The organism is Arthrobacter sp. JDC6, from assembly GCF_056484025.1.
This window is the reverse complement of the sequence record NZ_CM151278.1, coordinates 386,485-406,406: the sequence shown is the minus strand read 5'-3', so window position 1 is coordinate 406,406 and position 19,922 is coordinate 386,485. Positions and strand designations below refer to the sequence as shown.

Genomic DNA, 19,922 nt, shown 5'->3' with positions numbered 1-19,922 from the left:
AGCACATTGGGAGCGTCGCACACGGGACCGGCAGGTTCTGGACGGGCACATCCCGCCCTGCCGGTCCCCTTTCCCGGCGCACACAGCCCCGGACGAACTCAATAACCACTCCTTATGAAGGAGCCAGAAATGCCCGCAGTAACGGTCACGGACCTTGCAACCAAATCTTTCGACGAGCCCGATGAGAAGCGCCGCCCACCCAAGACCCAGGTGGATGTGGTCAGCATTGGCGGCGCCACCCTTGGCCGGTTCACCTTCGAGCCCGGCTGGCGCTGGTCTGAAACCGTGAAGACGGTGGTCAAGACGGACAGCTGCCAGAACAACCATCTGGGCTTCTGCACCGGCGGCACCTTGACGGTGCAGCTCAACGATGGAACGCAGAAGACCATCCACGCCGGTGACGCCTATTCCATCCCGGCCGGGCACGACGCCTGGGTGGAGGGCGGCGAGACGTTCGTTGGGTATGAAGTCATCAGCGCGGCCGAGTACGCCAAGCCCGCCTGATTCTGCGGAAGCACGGCGAACCGGCAGGAAAGGGAGGTCCCCCAGACCTCCCTTTCCTGCCGCCGGGGCCCTACCGTTGAGGGGAACACGACGATCGGAGAGCAATGAAAGTCACCGTCATCGGCGGCAGCGGCCACATCGGTTCGTTCCTGGTCCCCCGGCTGGTCCGCGCAGGCCACGAAGTCACCAACATCAGCCGCGGCACCAGCGCCCCCTACACGGACACGCCCGAATGGCAACAGGTCCACCAGGTCACCGCGGACCGGCAGGAGGAAGACCGGGACGGAACGTTCGCCGAGCGGGTGTCCGCGCTCAAGCCGGATGCCGTGGTGGACCTGGTCTGCTTCACCCTCGAATCTGCGGCGGCGCTGGTGCACCGGTTGCGCGGCGAGGTGGGGCACCTGCTGCACTGCGGCTCCATCTGGCGCTACGGGCAAAGCCTGAAGCTGCCCATCCGGGAAGGTTCGGATTCCGCCGCAGCACCCTTTGGCGACTACGGCATCCAGAAGAACCGGATCGCGTTGATGCTCAAGGAAGAGACCGCCAGCGGAGGCCTGGCAACCACGTCGCTGCACCCCGGCCACATCGTCGGTCCGGGGTGGCACCCCGTTGGCCCGCTCGGAAACCTGGATCCGTCCGTCTGGCAGACGCTCTCCGCCGGCCAACCCCTCCGGATCCCCGGCAGCGGCGCGGAACTGATGCACCACGTGCATGCCGACGACGTCGCCCAGGCTTTCGAAAAGGCCATCGCGCAGCGGGAGGCGGCCGCCGGCGAGGACTTCAACATCGTGGCCCCGACGGCCCTGACCGTGCGTGGCTACGCGGACATCGCGGCCGCCTGGTTCGGGCACGCCGCCGTGCTGGAGACGGTGACGTGGGACCGCTTCCGCGAAAACACCTCCCGGGACTACGCCGAGTCCAGCTGGGGCCACCTCTACCGCAGCCACTGCTTCAGCATTGAAAAGGCCGCGTCCGTGCTGGGTTATGCGCCCCGGTATGAGCCGGAGCAGGCCGTCTTCGAATCCATCCAATGGCTGGTGGAGCATGAGCGGCTGCACGTCGCCCGGCCCCTGGGCGTCCCCGCGGGCTGACTCCGGCCGGGCGGCACCCGCTAAACGGGCACCCGCCGGAGCCGTGCCACCAGCGCGGCGGCCAGCAGGGCTGTCGCCAATTCCAGTGCGATGACCAGCAGCAGTTCCGCCGCGCCGTCCGCAGGGGCAACGGACGACGGCGGGGCGCCGGCATGGGCGTGCCCCGCACCGCCGGCGGCCAGCAGCAGGACGGCGTGCACGGCGGCCATGGCCACTGCAGCGGCGGTGACCTGGTGCAGGGCGCCCACGCGGTTGTGCCGCCAGATGTGGACCGCGCACGGCATGCAGATGGCGGCGAGTGCCAGCATGAGTACACTCAGCCACACCCCATGACGGCCGGCAGCGGCCAGCCACAGGTGTGCCGCGCAGCAGACGGCGGTGACCACGGCCACCAGCCGCGGATGCAGGACCGGACCCCTGGCACCGGCCCGTCCTGCCGCCGTCGTGCTCCCTGCCGGCGCAAGGAGGTCAGTGGCAGGAGCCACCGCTGCCGCCCTCGGTGTGGCAGGCCGCAGCCTGCATGTTCGGATTGGCCGGGACATCCAGCACCGGGCTGCGGTCGAAGAAGCCCTCGGGACGGAGCTTGAAGCCCACGGTGTCCACGGGCATGATGGGCCAGTCCTCCACGCGGGGGAAGTGGGTGAGGCCAAAGGTGTGCCACACCACGATGTCCTGCCCGTCGATATCGCGGTCCTGCGCCACGTAGGCCGGCAGACCCGCTCCCCCGGCGTGCTGGTTCACGAAGTCGCCCGTGGGGTAGCGCTCGTCCTCGGCGTAGCGGGTGACCCACAGGTCCTTGGTGGCGAACGCGGCCCGGCGGGCGATGGAGGAGCCGGGATCCGCCAGCAGGGTGGGCTGATTGTGGGAATGCAGCTTGTAGCCCACGGGTTCGCCCAGCCGGTTCCGGGAGTCCGGGTTGGAGATGATCCAGGTCCGGCCGGTGCGCGCGTCGGCCTCCCGGACACCCTGTGATTCACGGGCCAGGACGGTGCGCCTGCGGGAGAAGGCATTGCCCCGCTCATTGCCGGGTCCCATGGGCTGGCGGACCACATCCTCCTCCTCCACGCGGTTGGTGAACCCGTCGATGGCCATGTCCAGCCGGGCACTGAAGAGGTGCTGATGGAAGGGCGCGCCCAGCCCGGGTGCCAGCTGCGAAATGTTATCCGAGCCGCCCTCGGGGAAGGCAGACGTGAAGACAATGCCGGTGGCCTTGGCCTCGAATTCGATGGTGCCGTCCAGGTAGAGGTACCAGTAGAAGCCGTAGTCGTAGTTGCCGATGGTGGTGAAGAAGGAAATGACCAGGCGCCGGTTTCGGCGGGTGTAGGTGACGCCGCTCCAGAGGTCCGAGTGCTTGGAGAGGATGCTCCAGTCCTCCTCGTGCATGCAGATGCCGTTGCGGATTTCCCGGGGGTTGCCAAAGGCATCGGAGATGACGGGGCTCAGGTAGGTGATCTCGCCCAGGCAGTCGCAGCCCAGTTCCAGGGAGTTGGCGTACTGGCCCACCAGGTATTCGCCGGTGTCGAAGTAGTTCTGCCAGGACCGGACCGGTGACGGGTCACCGTACGGGACCACCATCTCGGCGATGGACGCCCGGTTGATGATGGGCCGCTTCCGGCCGCCGTCCTGGAAGGCAAGGTTGTGCAGGACCACGCCTTCGCGGACATCGAACCCCACATCCACGCTCCACTTTTCCCACTCCACGTGGTTGCCGCCCGTCACCGTGAAGCTGGGCCCCTCCGGCTGGGTAATGCTGATGGGTTTCTGGGTGGTCCGCAGCGGCCCGGTCAGTTCCGGATCCGTGTAGTTGCCGTGCTCGGCCGGGATGGGCATCACGCCGAGGTCGATCACCTGGGTGACCTCCTTTCTGACCACGTCCACATAGGCCACCAGGCCGTCCACGGGGTGCGCCCAGGCGCTGTCCTCCGGGAACTCCTGGACGAATGCCAGCCCGCGCAGGATGCGCCGGCCCTTCTCCCCGGCATATTCGAAGACACCGGCGGACAGCGGAGCCACGCGGACTTTCTCCACGGCGAGACCGCGGTCCGCCAGCGCCTTGAGCCACCGTTCATCGGTGGCCAGCAGGGACTCCACCACTTCGAATTCCTCCTCCAGGACCGGCAGTTCGCCGGTCACCGCGGTGTCGAGTTCGACGGCGGAGGCCACCTTTTGGTGCGTGGCGGAGACAATGACGTCGCGGGGGGCCGCGCCGGAGACGTCGTGGATGAACACACGGAAGCGGCGGTCCGCGGTTTCCGGAGCCGCGCCGCGGGCGGGATCGAGCAGGCCAAGGTAGGCGATCCTGTGCTGCGGGCCCAGGTGGCCTTCCGCCTGCAGGATGGCCCGAACCTGCAGGATTTCGGCGGCGGTTGCCAGGCCAAAGGCGGAGACAGTTTCGGTTGGGGCAAGCGTCATGGGGGTGAACCTTTGTCCGGGCCGTTTCCGGCCACTGGGTTTATTTTCTATAGTTGTAGAGAATAAACGTCCGTAACATGGCTCACAAGAGGCTGGACCAATATTTTTTCGGGGAGTGGCCGCAGTGCCCAAGATTGTTGACCATGACGAGCGGCGCCTGGAACTGGTGGATGCCACCTGGCGGATCATTGCCCGGCAGGGTCTCGAAGGCGCCACCATGCGGGAGATTGCCATGGAGGCAGGATTCGCCAACGGCGCACTGAAACCCTACTTCCCCACCAAGGACACACTGCTGGAGTTCGCATTCAGCCACGTGTTCAACCGCACCAACCAGCGGATTGCAGAGGTCACGCAGGGCAAGTCCGGCCTCGCCGCACTCCGGGCCTTTTGCCTTGAAGTGCTCCCCCTGGATGAGGAGCGCGTCAACGAGGCACGGATTGTTATCCCGTTCTGGCAGAGGGCGGTCAACGATGCCGAAAAAGCCGGGATCCACCAGCGCTCCATGGACGAATGGCTGGCTGCCATCCGGCGCTACCTGGCGGAGGCGAGGGACAGCGGGGACGTGACCGCCGCCGTCGACGACCACGTCCTGGCCGGCCAACTTTTGAACATGCTCCTCGGCGCGCAGATTGAGGCTGCCCTTGCGCCGGAGGGCAGGACGGACTTCGGACACGCCGCCCAGCTTGAGGGCTACCTTGCGCTGCTCGGCAAAAATCCCGCGGGCAAATGAGCGCCATACTCGAAAGTATGCTTACTATTGAGGGGTCAGGTTCTGGTTCACACCGGAGCGAGCACGAACTGTAAGGAGCATCTCCATGGGTTTGGATGACAAGATTGGCAACGCAGCAGAGAAGCTCGGCGGCAAGGGCAAGGAAGCTGCCGGAAACGCCACAGGCGATGAAAGCCTGAAGGCCGAAGGCCAGACAGACCAGGCAAAGTCGGACCTCAAGCAGGCCGGCGAGCACGTCAAGGATGCGTTCAAGAAGGATTAATCGACGCTCGCGTAATGGGTGCAGCTCCAGCAGGAGCTGCACCCATTGTCGTTTTCAGGGGAATTCGGCTCCGGCGCCTTCGGCGGGCGGCCCGTTCCTCATGTCCCGCAGTTCCTGCAGCAGCTTCAACTGTTCGGCATTGATGTTCATGAGCATTTCTATCTGCGCCGCCGCCCTCACGTCCGTCTCATAGTCATGCTGCGCCATCGCCGAGGCAATGGCATCCTGGCGCTTGGCCGCGATCAGCAGGATGGCCCCCTGCAGGCCGGCCAGCATGGACAGGAAAAGGTTCAGGAGGATGTAGGGATAGGGGTCCCACGCACTGGTTGCCAGGACGTAGGAGTTCAGGGCAGCCCACAGCATCATGAAAGCCAAAAAGATGCCCACGAAGGGCCAGCTGCCCATCCCGTTCCGGAGGGTGTCCGCGGCCCTTTCGCCGGGGGTGAGCCCTTCCTTGTGCCGCCGGTGCCAGTTGACTCTGATGTCCGCCATGGACCCAGACTATGTCCCGCCAGCCCGGCGGCGCGGCTAGTGGATAAGACCCGACACGAGGTTGATGGTGGTGGCCAGCACGATCGCACCAAGGAGGTAGGACAGCAGTGCCTGCCGCAGGACGGTGGAACGGATGGCGTTGGTTTTGAGGTCGGTATCGGACACCTGGAACGTCATCCCCACTGTGAAGGCCAGGTAGGCGAAGTCCGCGTACCGGGGAGGGGTCTCCTCGTTAAAATCAATGCCGGTCCCGTCCCGGTAGTAAATGGCCGCATACCTCAGGGTGAACAGGGTGTGGACCAGGAACCAGGACAAGGCAATGCTGCCCAGGGCCATGGCCACGGTTGCGTCCTTGGTGTAGCCCTGGGCATTGGAAGCATCCACCAGGATCAGCCCCACGCCCGCAAAGCTGGCCACCGTGGCCGTTAGCACCAGCGCATCCGAAAAGACCCGGCCCGGGTCCTCACGCAACGCATGGGCCGCGGTGGCGGCGGGCCCCAGGCGCCCAATGACGATCCACACCCACAGCAGGTACGTCACGGACGCAGCAGCCCAGCCAAGAGCGGGTGCGTATGCCCAATTGCCCCAAAAGCCCACCAGCAGGGCGGCAGCCAGGCCCACGCCCAGCATCACCAGCATCCTGAGCCGCGAGTGGTGCGCAGGGGAATTAAAGTTCCGCTTGACGCCCCCGGGGGCAGCTGCTCCGTCCATGGCTCGATCCTGCCACGGGAGGCTGCAGCCCACCTGTGAAGCGCGTGCCTAATTTACCCAGCGCGGAGCCGCAGTTTTATTTTCGCCAACTGTTGAAAAAAGACGGAGCCGGGGTTAATCTGGACTCACTGTGTCCCACGACACAGCCGGGGGAACGTCACGCTGCATACGTAACGAGGAACACCATGCCAGCAACAGCTCCAACCCGGGCAACGTCCGGACATGCACCGCAGGACCTTGTTTCCAGGGTGGCCGGCTCGTTCGACCACTGGAAGCACCTGGTGGCCGAATCCTTCGTGCCCCTCACAGCGCGGACCGACGACGTGGACGGCTTCCGGGGACAGATGCGTTCGCGGGTGCTGGACCGGATGTCCATCGTTGAAGTCACCGCCAGCTCCCACGAGGTCCACCGCACGCCGGCGTTGATCGCCCAGGCCCACGAGCGCTACTTCAAGCTGAACCTGCAGCTGGAGGGAACGGGCCTGCTGATCCAGGACAACCGGGAAGCGGTGCTTCACCCCGGGGACCTTGCCATCTACGACACCAACCGGCCCTATACCCTCGCCTTCGAGGAACATACCCGGATCATGGTGCTCATGTTTCCCTGCGACGCGCTGTCCCTGCCCACGGATTACGTCGGCCAGCTTGCGGCGGTACGGATGGGCAGCAGCGGCCTCAGCGGCATTGTGGGCCAGTTCATCCGGCAGCTGTCGTCGAACCTGGATGTCCTAAACGGGCCCAGCGGATCCAGGCTGGCCACGAATGCCCTGGACCTGGTGTCCACCATGCTGCATGCGGAAATGGACATCTCCCCGGACAGGATGAAGCCGCAGGCACTCCTGGCCGTGTCGATCCGGGAGTACATCGAGGCCAACCTCTCCGATCCGCTGCTGTCACCGGCGGGAATCGCCGCGGCGCACTTCATCTCCACCCGGCACCTGCACAACGTCTTCCACGAGTCCGGCAGCACAGTTGCCGGCTTCATCCGGAGCCAGCGCCTGGACGGTGCCCGGCGGGACCTTCGGGACCCGCTGCACGCCGGAAAGTCCGTGGGCGCCGTGGCCGCCGCCTGGGGATTCCTGGACGCCGCCCACTTCAGCCGCACGTTCCGGGACGCGTTCGGGGTCTCCCCCACCCAGTGGCGCCGCGGCGGCTAAATCAGGCCCTGCTTGAAAAAGCCCTGCTAGATCAAGCCCTGCGCCAACATGGCGTCGGCCACCTTGATGAAGCCGCCGATGTTCGCGCCGAGCACGTAGTTGCCCGGTTCGCCGTATTCCTCGGCGGTTGCCGCGCACCGGTCGTGGATGCCCACCATGATGTCCGTCAGCCGCGCCTCGGTATGCTCGAAGGACCACGCGTCCCGGCTGGCGTTCTGCTGCATTTCCAGGGCCGACGTGGCTACCCCTCCCGCATTCGCCGCTTTGCCGGGACCGAAGAGCACCCCGGCGTCCTGGAACACCGCCACGGCGTCGCGCGTGGACGGCATGTTGGCACCTTCCCCGACGGCCATCAGGCCGCCGCGCACCAGCCGGGCGGCAGCACCGCCGTCGAGCTCATTCTGGGTGGCGCACGGCAGCGCCACCGAAGCGTCCACGTCCCAGACCGAGCCGCCGTCCACGTAGGCAACGCCCGCCCGCCGCTCGGCGTAGTCCTTGAGCCGCGCCCGCTGCACTTCCTTCACCTCGCGGAGCAGTCCGACGTCGATGCCCGCCTCATCCACCACATAACCGGAGGAATCGGAGCAGGCCACCACGGTGGCGCCGAGCGACTGCGCCTTGGCGATGGCGTTGATGGCCACGTTGCCGGATCCGGAGACAACGACGCGCTGGCCATCAAAGGACGTCCCGCGGGTCCGGAGCATCTGCTCTGTGAAGATCACAGTGCCAAATCCGGTGGCCTCCGGCCGCACCAGTGATCCGCCCCAGGAGATGCCCTTGCCGGTTAGAACCCCGGACTCATACCGGTTGGTGATCCGCTTGTACTGGCCGAAGAGGTAGCCAATTTCGCGGCCGCCCACACCGATGTCGCCGGCGGGGACGTCGGTGTATTCGCCGATATGGCGGTAGAGCTCGGTCATGAAGGACTGGCAGAACCTCATGACTTCGGCGTCGCTGCGGCCGCGGGGATCGAAGTCGGAACCGCCCTTGCCGCCGCCGATGGGCATTCCCGTCAGGGCGTTCTTGAAAATCTGCTCAAAGCCGAGGAACTTGACGATCCCGAGGTATACGGAAGGGTGGAAGCGCAGGCCTCCCTTGTACGGGCCCAGGGCGGAGTTGAACTCCACCCGGAAGCCGCGGTTGATCCGCACGCGGCCGGAGTCGTCCGTCCAGGGGACCCGGAAGATGATCTGGCGCTCGGGCTCGCAGAGGCGCTCCAGGATCGCGGCTTCCAGGAATTCGGGGTGGCGGTCGTGCACCGGGCCCAGGCTTTCAAAGACCTCCACCACCGCCTGGTGGAATTCTGTTTCCCCCGGGTTCCGTGCCAGGACGGTGTCCCTAATGGCTTCCAGCCGTGCGTCCATGAACTTTTTCCTTACCGTTGCGCCGGGGCAGGAGCGACCGCCAGGCAGGCAACATCGCCCCGATAGGTTTACGCTTCAACCTATCGGATTGCGACCGGGCGCCGTTAGCCGGGCGCACCCACGTGCGCTAATCTCCACATTGTGACAGCAACTTTCCGATATATGAGATTTCATCAGCCACGTGGCCGGGACAGGATGCCCTGATGCCGTACGTCTGCCTCCTCCTTTCGGGCGCCGCCCTGCTGGTCAACGGCCTCGCCACCCTTGGGCACCTCCCCCGCCGCGACGCCGCCGTCCTCAGCCTCGTCGTCGGGGGCACCCAACTGGCGCTCGGCGTCGTCCAGCTTTCCTCGTCCGGGGACGCTCCGGCGATGCTCATGACGGCCGCCGGCATGTTCCTGTTCGCGGTGACCTACCTGTACTCGGGACTGGACCTGCTGCTGGCACTCGGGGGCCGTGGCCTGGGCTGGTTCTGCGGGATGGTGGCATTCTGCGGGCTGGTGCTGGCGGCCGCCTGGCTGACCGTTGACCCGCTGCTCGCGGTTCTTTGGCTGTGCTGGTCCGCGCTGTGGGCACTGCTGTTCGCCCGCATGGCCCTCGACGCAGTGCGGCTCGAACCCTTCACGGGCTGGGCCCTGGTGCTCACCAGCCAGGCGTCGGCCACGGTTCCGGCGCTTCTTGGCCTGGCCAGCCTCTGGCCGCGATCGGACGCCGTAGCGTGGCTGGCCGCGTTGCTCCTGGCGGGCCTGTTCGTGGCAGCACGCACACTGGCCCGGCGCGGACAGAATGTTCCGCGCCGGGCCAGTGCCGGGAAGTCCCTGCCGGCTAAGTGAGCGCGTGGCCCAGGGTGGCAATGTGGTGGCGGCGCTGGATGGCCGATTCCACCAGGACGCCGGCCAGGAAGACCACCGGGACCGCCACCAGCAGGGCCGTCGCAGTCTCGGCGCTGCCGCCGATGAGGGCGGTGAAGTTGCTGACCACCAGGGACAAAACCCAGGCCAGCAGGACCGCCGCCAGGACGGGAGCGACGCGGGTCTGCCACAGTTGGGCGCCGGCGCTTTCCCGGCGGAAGAACGCGACGACGGCCGCGGAGCACAGCATGTACAGCACCAGCAGTGCCGCCACGGCCAGGCCGCTGAACCAGGAAAACAGCGTCAGGACGGGATCCAGGGCCAGGATGGCGAAGGGCGCCACCAGCACGACGGCGGTGGCGGACTGGACCCAGGCTGCCACGGCAGGTGCCCGGTGCCGGTTGGTCCGGGCGAGGACGGCGGGCATGGAACCACGCAGCGCCAGGGAGTGGAGGTAGCGGTTGATGCCGTTATGGAAGGCGATGATGCCGGCGAGAAGCGAGGTGACCAGCAGGATGCCGGCCACGATGCCCGCCCAGGGGCCGAACAGTTCCACGAGCGGGCCCAGGACGAAGGACGTGGCATCCCCTGATTCGAGCGCGGCGCCCGCGGCGTCCATCACCTGCGAGGGGCCGTAATAGCTGACCAGCATCCAGGAAATAAAGGCGAAGAACACCGAGATCACGCCGACGGACAGGTAGGTTGCCCGGGCCACGGTGCGGTGCGGATCCTTGGCCTCGGCGGAGTAGATGGCCGTGGACTCGAAGCCGAACATGGAGGCCACCGCGAACATGATGGCAACACCGGGAGCTCCTGCGCCGATGGCTTCCGGGGAGAAGGACGCGGCCACGCTGATGCCTTCCGGGCCGCCGCCATGGAACAGCACGGTGAAGCCGAACATCAGGAGGATGGCCACCTCCAGCCCCACCAGCACGGCGAGCACGCGGGCGCCGAGTTCGATGTTGAGGGAGCCCAGTACCTGGACGCCGGCCATGGTGGCCAGGGCCAGCAACCACCAGGGAATGTCCAGCCCGGCAGAGGCAAGGAGCCCGGAGAAGGCCGCACCGTAGAGCCCGTACATGGCAGCCTGGACAGTGCTGTAGGCCAGCAGTGCCAGCCAGGCCGCGCCGGCTCCTGTCCGCCTGCCGAATGCCGCCGTCACGTAGGCGTAGAAGGCGCCGTTGGCCTGGATCTTCCGGCTCATCGCCACAAAACCCACGGCGAAGATCACGATGACGATGCCCACGATCAGGTAGGCGCCCGGGGCGCCGGCGCCGTTGCCCAGCGCTGCGGCGAGCGGCGCTGCGCCGACGATCCCCGTCAGTGGTGCCTGGGCGGACAGGACGAAGAACAGGATGCCCAGCACGCCGATGCTGCCGGCGCGGAGGGCCGTGGAATGCTCCTTTGCCGGAGCGTCAGTGGTCCGGGCCTCGGAATTCGAAATACTCATTGGATCCTTCTTAACGGTCATGAGTTCGGGAAAATTGCTGTGGGATCCAGCTTGGCAGCGGCGCCCGCTGCTGCTTTGTCCACCAGCGATGAGTTGTTGTCCGTCAGCGCAGTGCCGGCCGGCCGCTGACAATCGATGCTGCTTCAAGCGCGGCCTCCATGCCGCTCTCGATGGCACCGTCAATGAAGCCGCCCCAGCCGTTGGCGATGTCAGAGCCGGCAAAGAGGACGTTTCCGTGCCCCGCCTGCAGGGCGGCCAGGTGGTTGGCCAGGAAGCCTGTCCTGTGCATCGGCCATGTCTCGCCTGCCAGCGGATCCGCCACCCAGTCGTGGGTGGCCACCTCCAGCACCTCAACGCCGGGCACCAGCCGGGACAGCTGAGCCTGCACTGCGGCCCTGTCAGCGGCGTCGATCTTCGACGCGTCCGGGCCGAAGCCGACGACGATCGTGTCGCCGTCGAGCGTGTATTCAGCCTGGAAGAAGTTCAACGGCCAGTCGGCGTTCCCCAGCGCGACAAAGGGTGCACGTTCGCCCCGGAGCCGGATCCATACCTTGACGCCTTTGGAGATCTGCCCGCGCCGGGCGCCGTCCGTTTTGGCCGGTGGCAGCGGCGGCTCGAACACGATTCCCGGGAGGACATGCATAGGCACCGTCACAATGGCCGTCTTTGCGGTCACCGTCCGGCCGCCGGTGCTGCGGACGGTCACGGAATGTCCGTCGTCGACGATCCCCGCCGCCGTGAAGCCGAAGTCCATGCCCGCCTGTGTGTCCTGGAGGATGGCGTTGGCCAGGGCCGCGGTTCCACCCTGGATCTTGTAGGTGGCGCAGGCTTCGAAGTTGACGGCCCAGTCACCGTTGGTCAGGGCCACCCAACGCAGCGCCTGGGTCAGGGCGGCGTCCTCCAGCGGACCATTGAAGTTCAATGCCCAGAACGATTCCAGGATGTCCCGCGCAGTCCCCGCGGGGAACTGCTCCCGGATCCGGTCCTGGACCGCGATGTGGTCGATCTCCTTGAAGTCATCGCTGGCCAACGGACTGAAGGGCTCGGGGAAGTAGCGGCGCGAGTCCTGGACGAACTGCGCATTGCAGGTGCCGATCAGTTCCAGAAGGTCGGCGGGGGCACCTGCCCGGCGGGCGCCGTCGGCCCACCAGAAGGCCTGCTGCGGCTCCGGGCTCGGAACCGTGCCGATGCCGTAGCGCTTCAGTTCGGCCCAAACGTAAGGCTGGGTCCAGTGCACCCACGTTCCGCCGATCTCAAGGTCCCGGCCCAGCCGGTGGTCCAGCCAGGTCCTGCCTCCTATGCGGGCCCTGGCTTCCACGATGTGCACGGACAACCCCTGCCGGTTCAGTTCCCGGGCAGCGGTCAGGCCGGCGAACCCGGCCCCCACGATAATGACGTCCAGGCCGTCGTTTTCCACGGCGCTGCGTTCCTGATCCATGGGGCGGCCTAGGAGTAGACGAAGAATTCGACGGTGGGCGCCAGCACGGCCCAGCGTGTGCGTGCCCCTTTGTTGAAGGATGCGGCACCGCCGGCGGTGAGCTCATACACATCCCCGCCCTCCACTTCGATGCGGAGGTGGCCCTCGATGATGTGGATGGTCTCGTCCGCCTCCATAACGAGATCGAAAGGCTCGGGCGCCTCTGTGGGGTCGACGTGCCAGTAGCCGCAGGCGAGGGCAGGCCGGCCGCCCTCGCCAAAGCGGCGGATCCACTGGACGCGGCCAAGTTCAAAGGGCTCATTCCTGGCGGGGTCAAAGGAGGACGAGGTGGTGAATGCAGTCGTTGTGGTCATAAGTGCTCCAAGGGAAGGGCCGGCTTGTTGCCGGGGCGGTCACCGGAAAACGGGACGGAACAGGTTCGCCTGTGATGGGCATCACCCGATGGAAGCAATCTAAGCAATTGCTTAGTTTTAAGTCAATAGGGGATTTGAACCGGCCTGGTGCTGGCTAGACTCGTCGTCATGACTGCTTCAACTGCCCCCGCGGCGACACCCGGGTACGGCAAAGGGCGTGAAGCCCTGCTGCGCGCCGCGGTGGACGTGGTGGCGCAAAAGGGCCTGCGCGGGCTTACCTACCGGGCAGTGGCGGAGGCCGCGGGCGTGAACAATTCCCTGGTGGCACACCACTTCGGGTCCCGGGATGCGCTGATTGCCGCCGCGCTGCGATGGGCCTCGGAGCAATCCATCGCCGCGTCCAGGTTGCGGGAGGCAGCGGAGCAGGAGGGAAGCTTCACCGAAGCACTGCTGGAGCTGCTGCTGGAGGATCCCGGACTGCAGGTATTCCAGTACGAGATGATCCTGGAAGCACGCAGGCGCCCCGAATTGGCCGGCCCGGTGGCGGAACTGTACGAAAACTACGTCAACGCACTTGCCGAGGGGCTGCAGGCTTTTGGCGTCCAGGGCGACGTCCGCATCGTTGCCCGCACGCTCTTCGCGGCCCTGGACGGACTGGTGCTGCAGTACCTGGCCGGGGTTGGGCGGGACCAGATTGCCGCGGCCCTTGAGGAGGTACACCGGGTTGTGCTTTCGCGGCGGGAGGCGTGAGCGGCCGCCACCGCCCGGGCACGCCAAAGCGCGGCCGGCCGCCCTTGGGGGCAGCCGGCCGCGCCGGTGATGTTTAGTTGTACCGGCCTACCGCAGCACCACGGTCCGGTTGCCCTGCAGCAGGACCCTGCCCTCGCAGTGCCATTTCACCGCGTTGGAGAGGGCCTTGCATTCCGTGTCGCGGCCGGCGGCCACCAGGTCCTCGGGCCCGTAGGTGTGGTCCACCTCCACCACCTGCTGGGCGATGATGGGTCCCTCGTCCAGTTCGGCGTTGACGTAGTGGGCGGTGGCGCCCACCGTCTTGACGCCACGTGCATAGGCCTGGTGGTACGGCTTGGCGCCCTTGAAGCTTGGCAGGAACGAGTGGTGGATGTTGATGGCGCGGCCGTCCAGCTTCCGGGTCAGGTCGTCACTGAGCACCTGCATGTAGCGGGCCAGCACCACCAGTTCCACCTCCAGCCCATCAACCAGTTCCATGAGCCTGGCCTCGGCGTCGGGCTTGGTGTCAGCCGTGACCGGGATGTGGTGGAACGGGATGCCGTGCCACTCCACCAGGGCCTGGTGGTCACGGTGGTTGGACACCACCGCCACCACGTCAACGGGAAGTTCGCCGATGCGGGCCCGGAACAGCAGGTCGTTGAGGCAGTGCCCAAACTTGGACACCATGATCAGCACCCTGCGCTTTGAACCGTGGCGTTCAAGCTGCCACCGCATGCCGAACTTGTCCGCCACGGGAGCAAACGATTTCCGCAGGGTATCCAGCGTGGACTCGTCCCCCTCGGACACGAAGTGGACGCGCATGAAGAAGTGGCCCTCGGAGCGCTCACCGAACTGCTTGTTGTCGATGATGTCGCAGCCGTGTTCCAGCAGGAAGCCGGAGACGGCATGCACAATGCCGGGGCCCTCGGCGCAGTCGAGGGTCAGGACGTGTTCCACGGTGGTGGGCGCCTTCGGGGCGGGCATCTGGGTCTCAGTAACAGTCATGGCTCAGCACTCGATCACATTCACGGCGAGTCCTCCTCTGGAGGTTTCCTTGTACTTGGTTTTCATGTCGGCTCCGGTGTCGCGCATGGTCTTGATGGCCTTGTCCAGCGAGACCTTGTGGCTGCCGTCCCCGTGCAGGGCCAGGCGGGCTGCGTTGATCGCCTTCACGCTGGCGATCGCGTTCCGCTCGATGCAGGGGATCTGCACCAGGCCGCCCACCGGATCGCAGGTGAGGCCCAGGTTGTGCTCGATCCCCACCTCCGCGGCGTTCTCAACCTGGGCGGGCGTGCCGCCGAGCACTTCGCAGAGCCCGGCCGCCGCCATCGAACAGGCGGAGCCCACCTCCCCCTGGCAGCCCACTTCGGCACCGGAGATGGAGGCGTTCGTCTTGAACAGGATTCCGACGGCGGCAGCCGCCAGCAGGAAGCGGACCACGCCGTCGTCGTCTGCTCCCGGAACAAATTTCACGTAGTAGTGCAGCACGGCAGGCACGATCCCGGCAGCGCCATTGGTGGGCGCGGTGACGATCCGCCCGCCGGCCGCATTCTCCTCATTGACGGCGAGCGCGAACAGGTTGACCCATTCCATCGCCAGCAGCGGGTCCGCCGGCGCCTGGACGGGCGACGGCGTTGCTGCCGCCGCCTTTGCGGACGCCTCAGCCGATGCTGCGGAGGCAGTCAGCGTGCGGAACAGCGCAGGTGCGCGCCGGGGTACCTTGAGGCCGCCCGGCAGGATGCCCTCGGCGTTGCAGCCGTTCTCCACGCATTCGCGCATCACGGCCCACAGGCCCAGCAGCTTCTCCCGCAGTTCGGCTTCGCTGTGCCAGGTGAGCTCATTGGCCAGCATGACGTCGGAGATGGACATGCCTTCGCGGCTGCAGATCTGCAGGAGCTCGTCCGCCGTGGAGAACGGGTAGGGCAGGACGGTGTCGTCCGCCACCACCTTGTCCGCGCCTTCCGCGTCGCCGTCCACCACGAACCCGCCGCCGATCGAGTAGAAGCTCCGCTCGCTCAGCACGGCTCCGGTGTGGTCGAAAGCCCGGAAGGTCATGCCGTTGGGGTGCGCGGGAAGGGACTTGCGGCGGTGGAGCACCACGTCCTCTTCCCAGTTGAAGTCCACGCGGTGCGAGCCGGCGACGTGCAGTTCAGCGTTGAGGGCCGCGGCCGCCACCTGGTCGTCCGCGGTGAACGTATCCACCGTTTCGGGTTCCAGGCCCTGCAGTCCCAGGACCACCGCCTTGTCGGAGCCGTGGCCGCGCCCCGTGGCGCCCAGGGAACCGAACAGTTCCGACTGGACGCGCACGGTGGATGCCAGCTGGCCGTCGCCCTTCAGGCCATCGGCGAAGAGCTTGGCCGCCCGCATCGGGCCCACCGTGTGTGATGACGAGGGCCCGATGCCAACAGAGAACAGGTCCAGGACGCTGAGCGCCATCAGGGGACCTCTGGCGAGGCGTACTCCCGCATGGCGTCCAGCAGCCACCGGCCCAGGAACTCGGCGAACGATGCCCGCGGGAAGATCCGGAAGGAGTCCTCACCGGTCTTCCACAGGATGGCGGGGATGTTGGCGATCTCCGTGGAGTAGGCGGTGCCGGCCTTGAACACCCGGGGGTGCAGGTCCAGCGAGCAGCCCTTTTCCAGGACCGCCCGGGCACGGGGGCCGGACAGTTCGAACGTGGTCCGGTTGGCGGACAGGTCCACCACCTGGCCCGCGCCGTCGCCCAGCGCGTCCCGGAGGGCGGGGATCAGGCCGCCACCCAGGGACTCGTGTGCCTCGGTGGGTGCCACCACCAGGAATTCACCGGGTCCCAGCCAGAGGACCGAGGTGTCGCCGGAGCTGTCCACGGCGCTGACGCCGGCCGGCAGTCCGCCGGTGACGGCGGCCAGGCGCTGCGCGGTGTCCGATCCTGCCTGGGCCCGGAGACCCACCATGGTGAGGAAGGGCAGCTCCCTAAGTTCGACGGTGCCGGCCAGGGAGCCTGCCGCGAAGGCCTCCGCGAGCTGCCTGGCGGGGCTGACGCGGGCTGCGAGATTCTTGTCTGCGGCGGTGGGGGATGCTGCTGTTTCAGCCATCTTTACGGGTCCCTTCTGGGTCAAAAAGCACTGTTTCTGCAACAACCACGTCAACCAGCTGGTCGCCGGCGGCGGCCACCAGGGTCTCGCCGATGCGGTTGCGGCCGTTCTTGATCAGGGCCAGGCCGAAGGACCTGCCCAGCGCTGCGCTGTGGTAGCTGGAAGTCACGAAGCCTTCCATCGGCACCGGGCCGTAGGCCGGGTTGGTTGAGCGGCCCTTTTCCACCAGCTGGGTGCCTTCGGGCAGCCGGAGCGTTCCGTCGACGGGCAGGACGCTCACCAGGTGCTTGCGGTCCTCCCGCTGGGCATCGGCCCGGGAGTAGGAGCGCTTGCCGATGAAGTCCTTGGCCTTGGAGACAATCCACTCCATCCCGGCATCCTGTGGCGTGACGGTGCCGTCCGTGTCCTGGCCGACGATCGGGTAACCCTTTTCGGCGCGCAGCACGTGCATGGTTTCCGTGCCGTAGGGGGTGATGTTGAATTCAGCACCTGCGGCGGCCACGGCTTCCCAGGTGTTCAGTCCGTACCAGGCCGGCACGTTGATTTCGTAGGCCAGTTCACCGGAGAACGAAATCCGGCAGATCCGGGCCCGCACGCCGGAGGCAAGGATGGTTTCGCGGAAGGTCATGAACGGGAACGCCTCGGCCTCCAGGCCACCGTTGGCAGCCAGTTCCGGAGCCACCTTCGCGATGACTTCGCGGGACTTGGGTCCCACGACGGCGATGGTGCTCCACTGTTCCGTCACCGAGGTGCAGTGCACGTCCAGTTCGGGCCACTCGGTCTGCAGCCACTCCTCCAGCCAGTCCAGGACCTTCGCGGCGCCGCCGGTGGTGGTGGTCATGAAGTAGGTGTCGTCGTCCACGCGCAGGGTCACGCCGTCGTCGAAGATCATCCCGTCCGGCGTGCACATGACGCCGTAACGCGCCGAACCCGGGGCGAGCTTCTTGAACGCGTTGGTGTAGACCCGGTTCAGGAACTCCCCCGCGTCCTTGCCGCGGATCTCGATCTTGCCCAGGGTGGTGGCGTCCATGAAGCCCACGGATTCGCGGACGGCGGCGCACTCGCGGAGCACGGCAGCGTCCATGTCCTCCCCGCCCTGGGGGTAGTACCAGGGCCGCTTCCACTGTCCAACGTCCTCGAACAGTGCGCCCTTGGCGACGTGCCAGGGGTGGATGGAGGTGATGCGGGCGGGGTCGAACAGTTCACCGCGCTGGCGTCCGGCCAGTGCCGCGAAGGCCACCGGGGTGAACGGTGCACGGTAGGTGGTGGTGCCGATGTCGCCGATGCCGCGCGAGGCCTCGCCGGCCGTGCGGAGGGCCGCCGCGATCACGCCGATGGCGTTGACGCCGGAGGTCTTGCCCTGGTCGTTGGCGGTGCTGATGGAGGTGTACCGCTTGATGTGCTCCACGGAACGCATGCCGGCCCCGGTGGAGCGCAGCACATCAGCCACGGACTGGTCGCGCTGGAAGTCCACGAAGTGGTGGTGCCAGTCGTCGGGGGTGCCGTTCTCCCCCGGCACCAGCCAGAGCTGGCGCGTGGGGGCGGCGGCCTTGGGCTCAGCGAAAACGGAAGGCTCGACGGCGGATTCGAAGCCCGCGGCGATGGCGGCCCGCGCGCCGGCGGAGACGCCCTCGGCAAGGCAGTCGGCGGTGGCGAAGGAGCCGCGGCCGGAGCCGATGGTCTGCTGGTTGGGCACTTCGGTGCTGGGCACGAAGGCTGCCAGCTCGTCGTCCCAGCGCAGCTTGCCCTGCCGCTGCGAGTGCAGGTGGACCAGCGGGCTCCAGCCGCCGGACACCGCCAGCAGGTCGCAGGCGATCTGCTCGATGCCGGAGGTGAGCTCGCCGTCGTCGTTGATGCTGCGGACGGTGACGCCGTCCAGCCGGCCGGATGCGTCGGCAGAGGTGTTGGCCACCGCGCTGCCGATCAGCACCCGGATTCCGGATTCGACGGCGGCAGTTGCCACGGCGGTCAGCGCAGGGCGGGCGTCCACCACCGCGGCAACCTTGACGCCGGCGGCGGCGAGATCGGCTGCGGCGGCGTAGGCACTGTCGTTGGTGGTGCTGATGACCACGCGCTTCCCGGCGGCCACGCCGTACCGGTTGAGGTAGGTGCGGACGGCCGATGCCAGCATGATGCCGGGGCGGTCGTTGTTCTCGAACACCAGGGGACGTTCGTGGGCGCCGGGCGCCAGGACCACCTGGTTGGCACGGATGTGCCAAATCCGCTGGCGTGACACACCGGGAGCCGCGGGGCTGCCCAGGTGGTCGGTGCGGTTCTGGACGGCGATGACGTAGTTGGCGTCGTAGGCGCCGAACGCGGTGGTGCGGTTCAGCACGGTGGATTCCGCGCCGGACACCAGCTCGGCTTCGACGTCGGCCACCCATTCCAGGGCGGGCTTGCCCTCGATGGTCTCTGCCACGCCCGGGGCCGTGGAGCCGGAGAGCAGGGAGCCGCCGAGCTCGGGCTGGTCGTCCAGGAGCATCACGCGGGCACCGCTGCGGACTGCCTCGCGGGCCGCGGCCAGGCCGGCAGGGCCGCCGCCGATGACCAGGATGTCGGTGTGGACGTACTTCTTGTCGTACTCGGCGCGGTCATCTTCCGGATCCAGCTTGCCCAGGCCGTTCAGCAGGGTGGCCTGCAGCCCGTCCACCAGCGAGACGGTGGTGGCAGGGAGCATGGACTCGGCGACGTGGCCGGGGAACCGGGCCTCCACGCGGACCAGGGCGTTGGCTTCCTCGACGCCGGCGGACATGATGCCGCGGGGGCGGTCCTCGTAGAGCGAGTTGCCTGCGGCGATGTGGCCGTTGGCCAGCAGTGCCGAGGCCAGGGTGTCGCCGGGGTGCCCGGTGAACTCCTCGCCGTCAACGGTGAAGCGCCAGGAAATGGTGCGGTCGATGCGGCCGCCGGTTGCCAGGCGGGCGTTCTGGGAAGTCACTTGGTCGCTCCTTCCGGGGCGGTGCTGGGGCTGAGAGGGGTGGTGCTCGCCGGGCCGGTGCTTGCGGTGCCGGTATCGGCTGCAGGCGGGACGGGCGCGGCCGGCCGCGGCACGCCCATCGGGTACACGGCCTGGATGTCGTAGCTCACGGTGTCGCGGAGCATGTTGAACCACTGGCGGCAGCCTGTGCTGTGGACCCAGCGTTCGGCGAAGATGCCCTTGGGGTTCTCGCGGTAGAAGAGGTAGCGGGACCATTCGGTGTCGCTCAGCTCGTACGGGTTCTCCGGATACGGAACGTGGGCCTGGCCACCGTAGTGGAATTCGGTTTCGTCCCGCGGGCCGCAGTTGGGGCATGGGATCAGCAGCATG

General features: G+C 67.1%; 20 protein-coding genes. 7 read left to right on the top strand and 13 right to left on the bottom strand.

Translation table 11 applies throughout. The features are described from left to right. Positions 1–129 precede the first annotated feature (129 nt). Entirely contained in the window at positions 130–504 is a 375-nt protein-coding gene (locus ACV095_RS01830) for a cupin domain-containing protein (RefSeq protein ID WP_018770049.1), read from the top strand. Positions 505–608: 104 nt separating this feature from the next. Beyond that, entirely contained in the window at positions 609–1,595 is a 987-nt protein-coding gene (locus ACV095_RS01825; RefSeq protein ID WP_478222782.1) for an NAD-dependent epimerase/dehydratase family protein, read from the top strand. A gap of 20 nt (positions 1,596–1,615) precedes the next feature. Here ACV095_RS01825 and ACV095_RS01820 read toward each other — a convergent pair whose 3' ends face one another. Both ACV095_RS01820 and ACV095_RS01815 read right to left on the bottom strand, forming a co-directional pair. After that, on the bottom strand, positions 1,616–2,080 hold the full coding sequence (locus tag ACV095_RS01820) for a hypothetical protein (protein ID WP_478222781.1): 465 nt from the start codon (positions 2,078–2,080) through the stop codon (positions 1,616–1,618). After that, positions 2,064–4,007, bottom strand: coding sequence for a primary-amine oxidase (locus ACV095_RS01815; RefSeq protein WP_478222780.1), 1,944 nt, complete (start codon positions 4,005–4,007; stop codon positions 2,064–2,066). Before ACV095_RS01815 ends, ACV095_RS01820 begins: the two co-directional genes overlap by 17 nt. Positions 4,008–4,131: 124 nt before the next feature. Between ACV095_RS01815 and ACV095_RS01810 the strand changes: the two genes are divergently transcribed. Further along, positions 4,132–4,737 (top strand): TetR/AcrR family transcriptional regulator, encoded by a 606-nt coding sequence (locus tag ACV095_RS01810; RefSeq protein ID WP_056392088.1) that lies wholly within the window; start codon positions 4,132–4,134, stop codon positions 4,735–4,737. Between the two features lie 85 nt (positions 4,738–4,822). Further along, positions 4,823–4,999 (top strand): CsbD family protein, encoded by a 177-nt coding sequence (locus ACV095_RS01805; protein WP_018770044.1) that lies wholly within the window; start codon positions 4,823–4,825, stop codon positions 4,997–4,999. Between the two features lie 54 nt (positions 5,000–5,053). Here the strand turns inward: ACV095_RS01805 and ACV095_RS01800 are convergent, their stop codons facing one another. Both ACV095_RS01800 and ACV095_RS01795 read right to left on the bottom strand, forming a co-directional pair. Beyond that, positions 5,054–5,491 carry a DUF1003 domain-containing protein gene (locus ACV095_RS01800; RefSeq protein ID WP_018770043.1) on the bottom strand — a complete coding sequence of 146 codons (438 nt, stop codon included), beginning with the start codon at positions 5,489–5,491 and terminating at the stop codon, positions 5,054–5,056. 36 nt (positions 5,492–5,527) lie between these two features. Beyond that, positions 5,528–6,202 (bottom strand): DUF1345 domain-containing protein, encoded by a 675-nt coding sequence (locus tag ACV095_RS01795; RefSeq protein WP_478222779.1) that lies wholly within the window; start codon positions 6,200–6,202, stop codon positions 5,528–5,530. Between the two features lie 185 nt (positions 6,203–6,387). Between ACV095_RS01795 and ACV095_RS01790 the strand changes: the two genes are divergently transcribed. Beyond that, entirely contained in the window at positions 6,388–7,359 is a 972-nt protein-coding gene (locus tag ACV095_RS01790) for an AraC-like ligand-binding domain-containing protein (RefSeq protein WP_134165040.1), read from the top strand. 26 nt (positions 7,360–7,385) lie between these two features. On the opposite strand, the gene gdhA is transcribed toward ACV095_RS01790, so the two are convergent. Next, complete coding sequence (gene gdhA, locus ACV095_RS01785) at positions 7,386–8,723, bottom strand: NADP-specific glutamate dehydrogenase (RefSeq protein ID WP_018770040.1); 1,338 nt, start codon at positions 8,721–8,723, stop codon at positions 7,386–7,388. 203 nt (positions 8,724–8,926) lie between these two features. Between gdhA and ACV095_RS01780 the strand changes: the two genes are divergently transcribed. After that, positions 8,927–9,556, top strand: coding sequence for an AmiS/UreI family transporter (locus ACV095_RS01780; RefSeq protein WP_018770039.1), 630 nt, complete (start codon positions 8,927–8,929; stop codon positions 9,554–9,556). Here the strand turns inward: ACV095_RS01780 and ACV095_RS01775 are convergent. The 3 genes from ACV095_RS01775 to ACV095_RS01765 all read right to left on the bottom strand — a co-directional run bounded on the left by ACV095_RS01775 (position 9,549) and on the right by ACV095_RS01765 (position 12,815). Next, the gene (locus ACV095_RS01775; RefSeq protein ID WP_223992881.1) at positions 9,549–11,024 is read right to left on the bottom strand and encodes an APC family permease; all 1,476 of its coding nucleotides are present in this window, start codon (positions 11,022–11,024) and stop codon (positions 9,549–9,551) included. The two genes, ACV095_RS01780 and ACV095_RS01775, sit on opposite strands and share 8 nt — an antisense overlap. 103 nt (positions 11,025–11,127) lie before the next feature. Next, positions 11,128–12,462: a flavin monoamine oxidase family protein gene (locus ACV095_RS01770; protein WP_478222778.1), complete on the bottom strand. Its 1,335-nt coding sequence runs from the start codon at positions 12,460–12,462 to the stop codon at positions 11,128–11,130. A gap of 8 nt (positions 12,463–12,470) precedes the next feature. Then, a complete protein-coding gene (locus tag ACV095_RS01765) occupies positions 12,471–12,815 on the bottom strand; it encodes a cupin domain-containing protein (protein ID WP_056391874.1) in 345 nt (114 codons plus the stop codon). Between the two features lie 168 nt (positions 12,816–12,983). Here ACV095_RS01765 and ACV095_RS01760 point away from each other — a divergent pair, with 168 nt between their 5' ends. Further along, complete coding sequence (locus ACV095_RS01760) at positions 12,984–13,565, top strand: TetR/AcrR family transcriptional regulator (RefSeq protein ID WP_056391876.1); 582 nt, start codon at positions 12,984–12,986, stop codon at positions 13,563–13,565. An 87-nt stretch (positions 13,566–13,652) separates the two neighbouring features. Here the strand turns inward: ACV095_RS01760 and purU are convergent, their stop codons facing one another. The 5 genes from purU to ACV095_RS01735 are packed head-to-tail and all read right to left on the bottom strand — an operon-like array spanning position 13,653 to position 19,921. Next, a complete protein-coding gene (gene purU, locus ACV095_RS01755; protein WP_056391878.1) occupies positions 13,653–14,549 on the bottom strand; it encodes a formyltetrahydrofolate deformylase in 897 nt (298 codons plus the stop codon). Between the two features lie 3 nt (positions 14,550–14,552). Further along, positions 14,553–15,980: an L-serine ammonia-lyase gene (locus ACV095_RS01750; RefSeq protein WP_134165037.1), complete on the bottom strand. Its 1,428-nt coding sequence runs from the start codon at positions 15,978–15,980 to the stop codon at positions 14,553–14,555. Then, on the bottom strand, positions 15,980–16,618 hold the full coding sequence (locus tag ACV095_RS01745) for a sarcosine oxidase subunit gamma (protein ID WP_478222777.1): 639 nt from the start codon (positions 16,616–16,618) through the stop codon (positions 15,980–15,982). The genes ACV095_RS01750 and ACV095_RS01745 overlap by 1 nt, the downstream gene beginning before the upstream one ends. Then, complete coding sequence (locus tag ACV095_RS01740) at positions 16,611–19,553, bottom strand: sarcosine oxidase subunit alpha family protein (protein ID WP_478222776.1); 2,943 nt, start codon at positions 19,551–19,553, stop codon at positions 16,611–16,613. Before ACV095_RS01740 ends, ACV095_RS01745 begins: the two co-directional genes overlap by 8 nt. Continuing rightward, positions 19,550–19,921, bottom strand: coding sequence for a sarcosine oxidase subunit delta (locus ACV095_RS01735; RefSeq protein ID WP_018770030.1), 372 nt, complete (start codon positions 19,919–19,921; stop codon positions 19,550–19,552). Before ACV095_RS01735 ends, ACV095_RS01740 begins: the two co-directional genes overlap by 4 nt. Position 19,922: the final 1 nt, after the last annotated feature.

Coding starts and splice junctions, on each gene's coding strand:
- ACV095_RS01830 (WP_018770049.1), top strand. CDS start 130: ATGCCCGCAGTAACGGTCACGGACCTTGCAACCAAATCTTTCGACGAG.
- ACV095_RS01825 (WP_478222782.1), top strand. CDS start 609: ATGAAAGTCACCGTCATCGGCGGCAGCGGCCACATCGGTTCGTTCCTG.
- ACV095_RS01815 (WP_478222780.1), bottom strand. CDS start 4,007: ATGACGCTTGCCCCAACCGAAACTGTCTCCGCCTTTGGCCTGGCAACC.
- ACV095_RS01805 (WP_018770044.1), top strand. CDS start 4,823: ATGGGTTTGGATGACAAGATTGGCAACGCAGCAGAGAAGCTCGGCGGC.
- ACV095_RS01800 (WP_018770043.1), bottom strand. CDS start 5,491: ATGGCGGACATCAGAGTCAACTGGCACCGGCGGCACAAGGAAGGGCTC.
- ACV095_RS01795 (WP_478222779.1), bottom strand. CDS start 6,202: ATGGACGGAGCAGCTGCCCCCGGGGGCGTCAAGCGGAACTTTAATTCC.
- ACV095_RS01790 (WP_134165040.1), top strand. CDS start 6,388: ATGCCAGCAACAGCTCCAACCCGGGCAACGTCCGGACATGCACCGCAG.
- gdhA (WP_018770040.1), bottom strand. CDS start 8,723: ATGGACGCACGGCTGGAAGCCATTAGGGACACCGTCCTGGCACGGAAC.
- ACV095_RS01780 (WP_018770039.1), top strand. CDS start 8,927: ATGCCGTACGTCTGCCTCCTCCTTTCGGGCGCCGCCCTGCTGGTCAAC.
- ACV095_RS01775 (WP_223992881.1), bottom strand. CDS start 11,024: ATGAGTATTTCGAATTCCGAGGCCCGGACCACTGACGCTCCGGCAAAG.
- ACV095_RS01770 (WP_478222778.1), bottom strand. CDS start 12,462: ATGGATCAGGAACGCAGCGCCGTGGAAAACGACGGCCTGGACGTCATT.
- ACV095_RS01765 (WP_056391874.1), bottom strand. CDS start 12,815: ATGACCACAACGACTGCATTCACCACCTCGTCCTCCTTTGACCCCGCC.
- ACV095_RS01760 (WP_056391876.1), top strand. CDS start 12,984: ATGACTGCTTCAACTGCCCCCGCGGCGACACCCGGGTACGGCAAAGGG.
- purU (WP_056391878.1), bottom strand. CDS start 14,549: ATGACTGTTACTGAGACCCAGATGCCCGCCCCGAAGGCGCCCACCACC.
- ACV095_RS01750 (WP_134165037.1), bottom strand. CDS start 15,980: ATGGCGCTCAGCGTCCTGGACCTGTTCTCTGTTGGCATCGGGCCCTCG.
- ACV095_RS01745 (WP_478222777.1), bottom strand. CDS start 16,618: ATGGCTGAAACAGCAGCATCCCCCACCGCCGCAGACAAGAATCTCGCA.
- ACV095_RS01735 (WP_018770030.1), bottom strand. CDS start 19,921: ATGCTGCTGATCCCATGCCCCAACTGCGGCCCGCGGGACGAAACCGAA.